The organism is Cetobacterium sp., assembly GCF_048470075.1.
Classification (GTDB): domain Bacteria; phylum Fusobacteriota; class Fusobacteriia; order Fusobacteriales; family Fusobacteriaceae; genus Cetobacterium_A.
In genome coordinates this window covers 1-12,172 of sequence record NZ_DBGBQB010000082.1, presented here as the reverse complement: position 1 = coordinate 12,172, position 12,172 = coordinate 1, and the positions used below count along the sequence as shown (strand labels likewise).

Below are 12,172 nucleotides of genomic sequence, written 5' to 3'. Positions count from 1 at the left end.
ATTGTAGAGCTTTTTGGAAATTAAGTCAACTATTTTTTGAAAGGAAATATAAAATTTATGAAAAAAATTTTAATTTTTGTGTCAAATGGCTTTGAAAGTCTTGAACTATCGCCATTTATTGATGTTTTTGGCTGGAATAATATTGTTGGGAATAAAAAAGTTTTTCCCACAATTTGTGCTATTCATGATGAAATTTATGCCACTTGGAATTTAAAAATTATCCCAGAAGTTAACCTTTCAAGTGTATCTCTTGATCTAGATGAGTATGATTCCTTAATTATCCCTGGTGGATTTGGCAAAGCGGGTTACTTTAATGATATTCAATCTGAAATTCTTAAATCCTTGTTAAATCATTTTATTTTAAATAAAAAAATAGTAATTGGTATATGCACAGGGGCTTTAGCTATTGGAATTCATGGTTTTTTAAAAGATATTTCTGCAACAACATATCTTTTAGATAACAAGAGGTATTTTAAACAACTTGAAAAATATGGTGCTAACTCTCTTGAAAAAGATATTGTTATATCGAATAATATTATTACATCTTCTGGTCCAAGCACTGCTATCCAAGTGGCTTTTTATCTATTGGAAACTCTAACTGATAGAGCAAACTGTATTGTTGTCAAAAAAAATATGGGATTTTTTAAATAATTTAAGATTTTTAATGAAATTTATTGTATTTTATGTTATGCTTTAAAGTATCAAATAACCCTATCTTGTATAGGGATTTTAGTGAGGTGTTTTATATGAAAATAGAAGAAGGAAAAGTAGTAACACTTGAATTTAAAGTTTACGACAAAAACAACGGAGAACTTTTAGAGGACACACAAGATGTGGGACCATTTTTCTATATCCACGGATTTGGAAACTTTGTTCCAGCTATTGAAGAAGCTTTAGAAGGAAAAGAAAAAGGATATACTACTACTATTGAATTAACTCCAGAAGAGGGATACGGAGAATACGATGAGGATTTAATCGTTGATATGGAAAAATCTGAATTCGTTGAATTTGATGATATCTATGAAGGTCTTGATTTCATCGCTGATATGGATGACGGTTCTGAGCAATCATTCATAATCACAAAAATTGAAGATGAAATTATTACTGCCGATGGAAACCATCCATTTGCTGGTAAAGATTTAAGATTTGAAGTTAAAGTTGCTGATGTTAGAGAAGCTACTGAAGAGGAGATTGAGCACGGACATCCTCACTTCCACGGTTTTGAAGATTAATTATTACTATAAGAATTAAGGAGTATAGATACATATGAAAATAGCTTTAGGTGCAGATCATGGTGGATTTGCTTTAAAAGAGATTGTTAAGAAACATTTAGAAGATAGAGGTTTTGAGGTTTTAGATAAGGGGTGTTATTCTACTGAATCAGTTGATTATCCTGTTTATGCAAAAGCTGTGGCTAACTCTATTCTAAATAAAGAGGCAGATTGTGGTATTCTTATCTGTGGTACTGGGATTGGTATTTCAATTGCAGCAAACAGATTTAAAGGTATAAGAGCCGCATTATGTTCAAATACTACTATGGCTAAACTTACTAGAGAACATAACGATGCTAATATTCTTGCTCTTGGTGCAAGAATGACTGGAGATGTTTTAGCTCTTGAGATTGTAGATGAATTCTTAAAAACTGAGTTCCTAGGTGGAAGACACTTAACAAGAATCCAAGCTATAGAACTTTAATCTTTTATTAAAAGGAGTAAAATAAAATGGCTACTATATTTACTAAAATTATAAATAGAGAGATTCCAGCTTCTATCGTTTTTGAAAATGATAAAGTTATAGCTTTTAAAGATATCAATCCTCAAGCACCAATTCATGTTTTAGTTGTTCCTAAAAAGGAGATTCCAACTTTAAATGACATCTCTGCTGAGGATTCTGAGTATTTAACTGCTATGTATCTAGCTATTAAAGATATCGCTAATGATTTTAATATCTCTGAAAATGGATACAGAGTGATTACAAATTGTAATTCTCATGGTGGACAAGAGGTATTCCATCTACATTTCCACTTATTAGGTGGTCAACATCTTGGTCCTATGTTATCAATATAATAGTAATTAAAAAGGTTGCCTTTTGGCAACCTTTTCTTTTATTCTTTTATCTCTTATCTATCCACTCTTTAATCACTGTAAAGTTTTCTGCTACAATTTCATCTACTGATAACTTATTACACTCAACTTTTGGAAAGAACTTTATTTTTACAGTTCCTCTTTGTGGCATTTTTTTATGAGCTGGGAATAACTCAAATGCCCCTTTTATTCCAAATGGAACTACATCTGCATTTAACTCTTTAGCCAATATTCCATAGAATTTTTTAAACTCTCTCATCTCTCCATCTCTACTTCTTGTCCCTTCAGGGAATATCACAATATTTTTCCCCTCTCTTAAAGCAGTTGCTGCACATTGTAATGTCTCAGCCAGATTTCTATTGATATCAATCAAGATTATATTTGAATTCTCTCCTAAATAGTTCATAACTCCTTTTTTGAAGTGAGCTACCTTCGCTAAGAAATATGTATTGTCTAAGGTTTTATTATCCATACTTTGAGTTATTATAAATCCATCTAAGAAACTCTGATGGTTTCCAACAAATACCGTTGGTCTTGTTACCTTAGAGTTCTCTATTCCCTCTTTTTCTATTTTTATGTACATAGAGAAAACAGGTTTAAATAAGGCTTTTATTATTTTTCCTATAGAGTTAGATTTTGGCATACCTTCAAAATTATCCTTTTCTAATATCTTTTTCCAGTCTACATCTTTTACCTCTAAACTTGTTGCATTTTCCTTTAGATATTCAGAAATTTTTATAACAGTTGGATTCTCTGTTAAAATCTCCTCTGTCAATGTAACTCCAAAGCTACTTTCAACAAAAGCTATAAATTCAACTAAATCCAAAGAATCCAATCCTAAATCTAGTTCTAAATGTGCTGTCGATACCACTTTTTTACCCTTTAAACTACTTAAATATTCAGAGACTGCCTTATACTCCTTAAATTTTGGAATATTTTCCTCTCTCTCCTCCTCTATCTTTCCTTCTAAAAGATCTGGTACCATAAATCTTCTAATTTTTCCAATCTTTGTTTTAGGTAATTCTTGCTGCACTATTTTTAAATCTAAAATTTTCTTATAGTTTTGTGTTGAACCATTATATTTATCTATCACTCCTGTTTTTAATGTTTCAACTATATTTGTAACCCTATGCTCCTTTACTTTTGCAAAATTTGGATATATAACTGCTGTCAATAAAGAGTTATACTCTATTACGACCATCTCCTCTATCAGGTCTGTTTTTGACAGTATATACTGCTCTATCTCCACTGGATTTATATTTTTACCATTGGATAAAACTATCATCTCTTTTTTTCTTCCAGTTACAAAAAGATACCCATTTTTTAGTTCACCTAGGTCCCCTGTGTGAAACCATCCTTCTGAGTCTATAACTTCAGCTGTAGCTTCAGGTTTATTATAGTATCCTTTCATCAAATTTCTACCTTTTGACAAAATCTCACCATCTTCAGCTATCTTTACTTGTACTCCATCCATTATTTTTCCAGCTGATCCCGGCACAACCTCATTTATTGGAGTGAATGATATCATTGGAGCTGTCTCTGTCAATCCATATCCCTCACAAACATCTATTCCTAAAGTTTTGAAATCTCTTGAAACCTCTGGATTTAATTTTGACCCTCCAGATACAAAAAATCTTATATTTCCTCCAAATCCCTCATGAACTTTTTTAAATATCTTTTTGCTCAACTCTTTATTATCAACTCTTTCACATAGTTTAAATAGAGTTTTTACAACTTTGTTTGAGTTTATTTTTTCCATTATTTTTTTATGAAGCATTTCCCAAAGTCTTGGCACTCCAATCATCATAGTTATTCTATAATTTTTAAGTGCCTCCACCATTGCTTGAGATGATAGCTCCTTTAAAAATGCAATAGTTGCTCCCTGTTGTAAAGGAACTATTCCAGATCCTAAAAGTGGAAATATATGATGCATTGGTAATAGTGCTAAAACTCTATCTGTCGATTGATACATCTTATATTTATTTAATCCCTCTATATTTACTAAAATATTATCAAATGTTAACATTACCCCTTTTGGACTACCAGTTGTTCCTGACGTATATAGAATCAGTGCCACTGCCTCTCTATCTGGAGCATAAATTATCCCCTCTTTATCCGCATTTGATAAATCAATCTCATCAACATTTAAAATTATTGTTGCTATTCCTGATAAATCAACAGCTTCTTTTGCCACTTTATAAGTTCCATTTGAAACAAATATATATTTAGGGATACAATCCTCAATAAAATATTTGAATTCTGAGACTTTTGAGGCTGCATCTAAACATACACATGTCCCTTTTTTATCCCAAATTCCTAAAAAAGCATATAGTAACTCTGGTCTATTTTCCATAAAAATCACTGCTTTTTCCTCTGTTGTTAAATTTAAAAGAGAAGCATACTCTTTAGCTCCAGCAATTAACTCTTTATACGAATATTCCTTCCCCTCATAAAATATTGCTGTTTTATTATGATTTTTTACAAATTCCAATTTTTCCTCCCAAATTATTACAGGTGTTTTTTTAATCACTAAGTGATTATAACATACTTGTGTTATTATTTCAATATGATGACCCATTTAAAAAGCTGGCATATTTTATATGCCAGCTCCAAATTTTAGTTATTTATACTCTTTTCAATAGCATTTCTAGTGCTACTTACAATCTCTTCCACTGACTTATTTTCAGGGAGAATTTTATCTAACATTGTAATACTCATCTCACCAGATTTAGGCATTCCTTTTCCATAAGGCATAAGCTCATAAGCTCCCTTTATAGCAAAAGGTACTACTGGTATGTTCAACTCTTTAGATAGAATAGCAAATGTCTTTTTAAACTCTTGTAACTCTCCATCTCTTGTTCTTGCACCCTCAGGGAATATAACTAAATTTTTCCCCTCTTTTAGAACTTTAGCAGCAATTTTTAAAGTTTCTTTTAAGTTTTTATTGACATCTATTAAAATAACATTTCCATTATCTGCCAGATATTTTTTTACTTTACCCTCAAAATGTATAGTTATAGCTAGGAAATATGTATTTTTCAGCATATCTTTTGGTAAAGTTTGTCCAAAAGCAAAGGCATCTAGCATACTTTGATGATTTCCTATATATATAACAGGTGATGTATTATCTAATTTAACTGTATTTTTCTTTAACTTTATATACCAACTAAACACTGGTTTTAACACAGTTATTATTGGAACAACATATTTTGAAGTAGGCATCTTTAAATCAACTGGTTCATCAAATATTTTTTTCCAGTTTACCTCTTTTTCTTCAAAATTACCACCTTTTTCTCTTACATATTGACATAGAGCTTCAACAGTTTTTATTCTTGAGAAATCCTCTTCCGAAATATCAACTCCAAATGTATTTTGGATAAACGCTATAATCTCTACCACATCTAATGAGTCTAACCCTAAATCAATCTCCAAATGAGATTCAGGTATTATTTCAATCTCATCATGTAAAGTTTTTATGAACTTAGATATTGCTTTAAACTCCTGAGTATTTAGTTCTTTTGACGTTGAAACTCTTTTTTCAACAACCTCTTTTTCCACAATTTCCTCAGAATTATCTCTATTTAAAGTTACGCCTTTTAAAATATCTTTTAACATAAATCTTCTAAGTTTACCCAATTTTGTCTTAGGTAACTCCTCTTTTACTATAACTATATCCAATATCTTTCTATATTTTGGAGCAGTTACATTATACTTATCAATAACTTCCCACTTTATAGCTTCTTTTCCATTAGCTATTTTTTTCTCTTCTAACACTTTAAAATTTGGATATATAATAGCTATTAAACGCTTTTCATCCTCAGTTATGGCAACCTCTTGAATCAGATCTGTCCCTTTCATAATATCAGCCTCTATATCTGATGGGTTGATATTTTTACCATTGGATAAAACTATCATCTCTTTTTTTCTTCCAATTATCTTTAGATGATCTCCATCGAACTGCCCTAAATCCCCTGTATGGAACCATCCATCACTATCTATCGCCTCAGCTGTAGACTCTGGTTTATTATAGTAACCTTTCATTACATTTCTACCCTTTACAACAATCTCTCCATCCTCTTCAAGTTTCACCTTTATTCCTGGAAGTGGTGTTCCAACTGTTCCAGGAATTATGTTATTTAATCTATTAAACGTTATAATTGGTGATGTTTCTGTAAGCCCATACCCCTCTAACATTTTAAATCCAAAGGTATTAAAATCTTCACATATCTCCTTATCTAATTTTGCTCCTCCAGAAACTAAAAACTTTATATTTCCTCCAAACGCATCCTGTATCTTTTTAAATATAATTTTATTTAAAGGTATTATATTTAAGGATTTACAGATATTAAATAGTTTATAGCTAATAGCACTTTCCTTTATTTTACCCATAATTCCTTTATGGAACATCTCCCAAACTCTAGGTACTCCTATAACAATCGTTATTTTATATTTTGCTAAATTTCTTTTTATAGCATCAGATGATAACTCCTCTAAAATAACAACTAAACACCCAAATTTCAAGGGCATTAACACTGTAAAAGATAGTGGTAATATGTGATGAAATGGTAGTATTGCCAATAGTCTATCCTCTGGCGTAACCATTTTTATCTCCTCTATTGCGTCTATATTTGACATTATATTATCAAATGTCAACATTACTCCCTTGGGATTTCCAGTTGTTCCAGATGTATATAGCATAACTGCCACAGCATCTTTTTCTAAACATTCAACTCCTACATTTTCCATTTCAATCTCTTGTGTAGTGTCTATTTCATCAACATTTAATATAACTACATCTGATTTAGAGTCATCTTTAGCTTTTTTTACAATCTCCACACTCTCATTGGACGTGATTATATACTTAGGATAAGAATCATTAAATACATACATTAACTGTTCTTCATTATAACTTGCATCCAAATTTGTACAAGTTCCCTTTTTATCCCATATTCCCAATACAGCACCCATATATTCAGGTCTATTCTCCATATATACAACTACTCTATCCTCTTTTTCTATATCCAATAGTCCTGAGTATATTTTTGCCATCTTTATAACTTCATAGTATGAATACTCTCTATCTTTATAGATCACTGCCGTTTTTTTTCTATCATATACAAAATTCATCAAATATTTCCCTCCCTGATTTAAAAACAATAATAACTTATCCTATAATAAACTATTTTATAATAACTTACACTAATTGTCTACTTTTTCCTCTTAACATGTTGACTTTTTAATGTTTATAAAGTAGTATTGACTTAAAATAATTGAGGAGGTTAGCTTATGTTAAATGAACTTTTAATCAAAACTCGGTCTCACAGAACTTTCGATTCCACTGAAATTGAAATGGAAACTTTAGAAAATCTAATTAATGCTGCTCACCTGGGGGGATCTGCTAGAAATAGTCAAACTCTTCGATACACACTTGTTAATTCACAAAATCTATGTCACAAAATTTTCCCTCACACTGCTTGGGCTGGCGCTATTCCTTGGAGTCCAACTTTGGAAGATAGTCCTAAAGCCTATATACTTGTCAGTACTTTAAAGGAAAATCCTCTATCGCCTGTTACCCTTGGTATTGATATTGGAATTGCATGTCAAAATATTCTTTTGAAGGCAACTGAGCTAGGTCTTGGCGGATGTTTAATTGGTGCTTTTAATAAGCTAGATGTCTCTAAAACTCTTGATTTAGATATGGAGATGTATGCTCCTCAAATACTGGTTGCTCTAGGAAAACCTACAGATAAAGTTGTTTTAACAAAAGGAAATCTTGATGATTTAAAGTATCATAGAGATGTGGAGAAAAATATACATTATGTACCTAAACTTTCTCTAGATACCCTAATTTTAAAAAAATTCTAGGAGGATTTTATGAAAAAACTATTTGGAACTTTATTTATCTTAACTTCAGCTATAGCTCTATCTAATGAAACCCCTACTATATCAGTCACTGGTACAGGGTCTGTCTCAGGAAAACCAGATACGTTTAATATAGTTGCCACTGTTGAAACAATAAATAAAAATTCACAAACTGCTATAAATGAAAATACAACTATCATAAATAATGCTATGGAGTTATTAAAAAAAGCTGGATTAAAAGAGAGTGATATAAAGACAGAAAACTACTCTTTAAACTATAGAAATGATTACAATGCCAAAGATGGTGAGATGAAATATTACGTTAGAAATCAACTTATGATAACAAGTAAAGACTTAGAAAAAGCTGGTACTGTTCTAACTGCTCTTAACAATGGCGGAGTAAACAATATAGGTGAAATTAACTTTTTTATTGCTGATAGAAAGGAGCTTGAAGATAAGGCTTATAAGTTAGCTTATGAAAATGCCAAAGCTAAGGCTAGTTTAATTGCTGAGATAGATAATTTTAAAATATCTCCTAAAAATATTGATCTAAACTACTCTATGCCTAGACCTATATCTTTCATGCTAAATAGTGCTGTAAAAGCTGATGATGCACCAATTCCACTTACAGTTCCAAATGATGTTGATGTAACAGCTAGTATGAATGTTGTTTTCTATATGGAAAAATAAACATATCCCCCCAAAATTGATGGGGGGATTTTTTTATTATTTATAAAATAAAATTACTTTTTTATAGAGAATCCACTGCTTTTTTTAGATTATCCAACGCTTTTACCAAAGTGGATTTAGGACAAGCTATATTCAATCTCATAAATCCTTTTCCCTCTTCTCCAAAAGTTGCTCCATCATTTAATCCCAATTTAGCTTTTTCAAATAAAAAACTCTTTAACTCTGATTGAGACATATTAAACTCTCTAAAATCTAACCACATTAAATAAGTTGCTTCTGGCTCTGAAATTTTTATTTTTGGAATATTTCTTTTTATAAAATTTAATAGGTAATCACGATTCTCTTCTAAATACTCCATTAATTCATCTGCATAATAGTCACATTCTGTGTATGCAGTTATGAATGTTAACATTCCAAAAATTGTTCTTCCATAGTTTTTATTATCCTCTATTATTATTTGAATATTCTTACGCATCACTTCATTTGGTATAATTGCTGCTCCCGTTCTAAATCCAGCCGTATTAAATGTTTTACTAGGATTTATTAATACCATACTAATATTTGCAAATTTCTCATTTATTGAACCAAATGGAATATGCTTATGACCCTTATACACCAAATCACAATGAATTTCATCTGAAATTACAATAACACTGTATTTTAGACATAACTCACCTATTTTAGTAAGCTCCTCTAAAGTAAAACTACGCATTGTAGGATTATGTGGATTTGAAAGAAATAATAATTTTGCTCTTGGGCTTTTTAATTTTTTTTCAAGATCTATAAAATCTATTTGATATTTCCCATTCTCATCTTGCACTAAAGCGTTATTTATAAGTTGTCTTCCATTATTTTTCACTATTGCAGAAAATGGTGGATAAACAGGTGGTTGAATAATGACCTCATCTCCTGGATAGGATAACGCACGAATCGCATACATTAAAAATGGTAGCACTCCATTGGCATATTTTACCCATTCTGGCTCTATATCCCAATTAAAACGAGTTTTTTCCCAACGTTGAGCTGATTTTTCAAATTCAAAACTCTCTATTGGATATCCAAAACATGGATGCTGAGCACGTTTTATAATTGCATTTGATATCTCCTTGGGAACAGCAAAGTCTGTATCCGCTATCCACATTGGAATTACATCCTCAGGATAAACTGCTCTTTCATATTTTTTACACTCTGAATCTCTCCTATCAATAATCTCATCAAAATTATGTTTCATTTTAATTCCTCCTTTTCTCTTTATATAAATCTTTTAGTAAAATCTATAATAACTTATTTAAAGAATATATACGCTGTAATTACATTTAGCGAATAAGCAACTATTACTGGAATTAGATTTCTTTTAATTACGTCTTTAATTTCCACTTCTGCAACTCCACTTATCGCTATCACTCCTCCATTAAATGGGGATATAGATCTTCCTATTCCTCCAGCAAGGTGCATAGGTATTGCTAATGTTGCTGTTTGTGTTCCCAGTGTTGCAGCTATATCTGGGGTTAAAATTCCAAAGGCAAACCACGGAGCATTTCCGCTTCCTGTGAGCATAGCTGTCCCAAATACTATTAAACTAAGTGCAAAAGCTACTATAAGTGTTGCTCCTGATAGAGTAGCAAACCAACCTGCTAAAATAGTTATACCTTTTAACTGCTTAATAGCTTCGGCAAAAACTCCTGCTGCCACTATGATTACAACAACATTTGTAAAATATTGTCCCATCCATTCAAATACCTTTTTTAGATTTTCTCCTATTTTTTTTACATCCTTTGTCACCAATAAATCACTAAAAAATACAATGAAAAAACCAATTAAATTAGCTGTAATAATATCAACTTTCAAACTTTTTTGAAAACTAGTTATCACCACTAAAATTAAAGGTATTAACGGAAATAACCCATAAAATAGTGGAACTCCATGGTCTCTTGGAGATATATTTTTTATATTTTCTATTTCAATATTTTTTTCTACAAACTCCTTTTTATCTAAATATTTAAAATATACACTGTAAAATATTGCCATAACGACTATAACTACAGCACCTACTCGACCTTCATAACTAAGAAAATAATCCATTGGTGCTATTTTCATCACCTCAGCCCCAAATATTGCAGAGCTATCATTGGGACCCATATCAAGCATCCCCACTGTTATCAAAACTGCCGCCGCACTAACCTTAGTTATTCCTAATTGAATCAATATTGGAAAAAGTGTCGTTATGAATAATAATCCTAATGAGATTTGACTAGTTATAAAAATTTTTAAAATAGAACCCATAATAAATACTCCTCCCAATATTAAATATGGACTTCTCAATTTTATAAGAATCTTTCCCACCATTGCCGCCAGTACATTAGAAGCTTTTATCTGATTCATCAACATCACATAACCTGCTATGACCATAAGTCTTATTCCTGTTCCTTTTATTGTATCGATGAATTTAACTCTGATGACATCTACCACATCGAGATAGATATTCCCTGTGGTTTGTTTTCCAAGAACTGATTCTTGAGTAACTATCGTTATAAATAATAATGCACATGTTCCTATAAAGAAAAAAACTAATTTTGAATCCACTTTTTTAATAATCATTACACCAGTTACACCTATTACTACAATTGTTAACAAAACATACAAAACATCATTCATCTAATCCTCCCTTTTTCAAAAATAGATATGACGTCATACGTCATATCTCGAATATACCCTCGCTTTTTAATTTTGTCAAATTTTTTTATTGCTTCATATTTAATTTTTATCAAGTTTGACTTTTTAAATTTTTTATTCTATACTAAGATTATTAAAACAATCTCAGTATAAAGGAGTTTTTTGATGAAAATAGTAAGAACCTTACCCAAAGAGATCGCTACTCTCATAGAAAATGACATTGTCTTAGGAAATTTAATTCCTGAACAACAAATTCCAAATGAGCAAATATTAATGGATAAATTTAATGTCAGTCGAAGCACTTTGAGAGAAGCTATAAAAATATTAGTTTCAAAAGGAGTTTTAGAAATTCATAGGGGAAAAGGGACTTTTGTTTGTAATTTACCTGGAATATCGGAAGATCCATTGGGATTTAATTTTCTAAATATTGAAAACCTTAATGATTATATTTATGAAACAAGAGAAATTTTTGAACCTTACGCTTGTAAACTAATAGTGGAAAGAGCTAGTGATGAGGAGATTGAGGCTCTGGGAAAAATTGCTTTAGAGATGGAGAAATTAGATGAAACTCTTGCACTCTCTACTCCTTCAGAAAAATTAATAACAGATTTCTACGTTTTAGATATTAATTTTCATACTTTAATATGTAAACTTACTAAAAATCCAATTATTGAAAGATTATTACCTGTTATTATTCAATCTATTAAAAAAAGTTATATTCCTGAAGTGTTTAAAATAAAAGTGATTGATGGCACTAGACAATCCACACACACTGATATATATTTAGCACTTAAAAATAGAGATGGAAATCGAGCTTCAGAACTTCTTCTTAAACATTTAAAAAATAAATTATAGTTTATAAC

11 protein-coding genes are annotated in these 12,172 nt (G+C 30.7%); 7 read left to right on the top strand and 4 right to left on the bottom strand.

The window, feature by feature from the left end:
- Positions 1–57: 57 nt before the first annotated feature.
- The 4 genes from ACMOUI_RS03170 (at position 58) to ACMOUI_RS03155 (ending at position 2,066) form a co-directional block, all read left to right on the top strand.
- Positions 58–651 carry a DJ-1/PfpI family protein gene (locus ACMOUI_RS03170; RefSeq protein ID WP_418964298.1) on the top strand — a complete coding sequence of 198 codons (594 nt, stop codon included), beginning with the start codon at positions 58–60 and terminating at the stop codon, positions 649–651.
- Between the two features lie 95 nt (positions 652–746).
- A complete protein-coding gene (locus ACMOUI_RS03165) occupies positions 747–1,232 on the top strand; it encodes an FKBP-type peptidyl-prolyl cis-trans isomerase (RefSeq protein WP_418964297.1) in 486 nt (161 codons plus the stop codon).
- A gap of 34 nt (positions 1,233–1,266) precedes the next feature.
- Entirely contained in the window at positions 1,267–1,695 is a 429-nt protein-coding gene (gene rpiB, locus ACMOUI_RS03160) for a ribose 5-phosphate isomerase B (RefSeq protein WP_418964296.1), read from the top strand.
- A 26-nt stretch (positions 1,696–1,721) separates the two neighbouring features.
- Positions 1,722–2,066 carry a histidine triad nucleotide-binding protein gene (locus ACMOUI_RS03155; RefSeq protein ID WP_418964295.1) on the top strand — a complete coding sequence of 115 codons (345 nt, stop codon included), beginning with the start codon at positions 1,722–1,724 and terminating at the stop codon, positions 2,064–2,066.
- 46 nt (positions 2,067–2,112) lie between these two features.
- Here ACMOUI_RS03155 and ACMOUI_RS03150 read toward each other — a convergent pair whose 3' ends face one another.
- Both ACMOUI_RS03150 and ACMOUI_RS03145 read right to left on the bottom strand, forming a co-directional pair.
- Positions 2,113–4,575, bottom strand: coding sequence for an AMP-binding protein (locus ACMOUI_RS03150; RefSeq protein WP_418964294.1), 2,463 nt, complete (start codon positions 4,573–4,575; stop codon positions 2,113–2,115).
- A 125-nt stretch (positions 4,576–4,700) separates the two neighbouring features.
- Positions 4,701–7,211 (bottom strand): AMP-binding protein, encoded by a 2,511-nt coding sequence (locus ACMOUI_RS03145; protein WP_418964293.1) that lies wholly within the window; start codon positions 7,209–7,211, stop codon positions 4,701–4,703.
- A 159-nt stretch (positions 7,212–7,370) separates the two neighbouring features.
- On the opposite strand from ACMOUI_RS03145, the gene ACMOUI_RS03140 reads away from it, so the two are divergent.
- Positions 7,371–7,949 (top strand): nitroreductase family protein, encoded by a 579-nt coding sequence (locus ACMOUI_RS03140; RefSeq protein WP_418964292.1) that lies wholly within the window; start codon positions 7,371–7,373, stop codon positions 7,947–7,949.
- Positions 7,950–7,958: 9 nt separating this feature from the next.
- Positions 7,959–8,636 (top strand): SIMPL domain-containing protein, encoded by a 678-nt coding sequence (locus tag ACMOUI_RS03135; protein WP_418964291.1) that lies wholly within the window; start codon positions 7,959–7,961, stop codon positions 8,634–8,636.
- 61 nt (positions 8,637–8,697) lie between these two features.
- Here ACMOUI_RS03135 and ACMOUI_RS03130 read toward each other — a convergent pair whose 3' ends face one another.
- Together ACMOUI_RS03130 and dcuC are read right to left on the bottom strand one after the other, a co-directional pair.
- The gene (locus tag ACMOUI_RS03130; RefSeq protein WP_418964290.1) at positions 8,698–9,867 is read right to left on the bottom strand and encodes a MalY/PatB family protein; all 1,170 of its coding nucleotides are present in this window, start codon (positions 9,865–9,867) and stop codon (positions 8,698–8,700) included.
- Positions 9,868–9,920: 53 nt separating this feature from the next.
- A complete protein-coding gene (gene dcuC / locus ACMOUI_RS03125) occupies positions 9,921–11,291 on the bottom strand; it encodes a C4-dicarboxylate transporter DcuC (RefSeq protein WP_418964289.1) in 1,371 nt (456 codons plus the stop codon).
- Positions 11,292–11,474: 183 nt separating this feature from the next.
- Between dcuC and ACMOUI_RS03120 the strand changes: the two genes are divergently transcribed.
- Positions 11,475–12,164 carry a FadR/GntR family transcriptional regulator gene (locus ACMOUI_RS03120; protein WP_418964288.1) on the top strand — a complete coding sequence of 230 codons (690 nt, stop codon included), beginning with the start codon at positions 11,475–11,477 and terminating at the stop codon, positions 12,162–12,164.
- Positions 12,165–12,172: the final 8 nt, after the last annotated feature.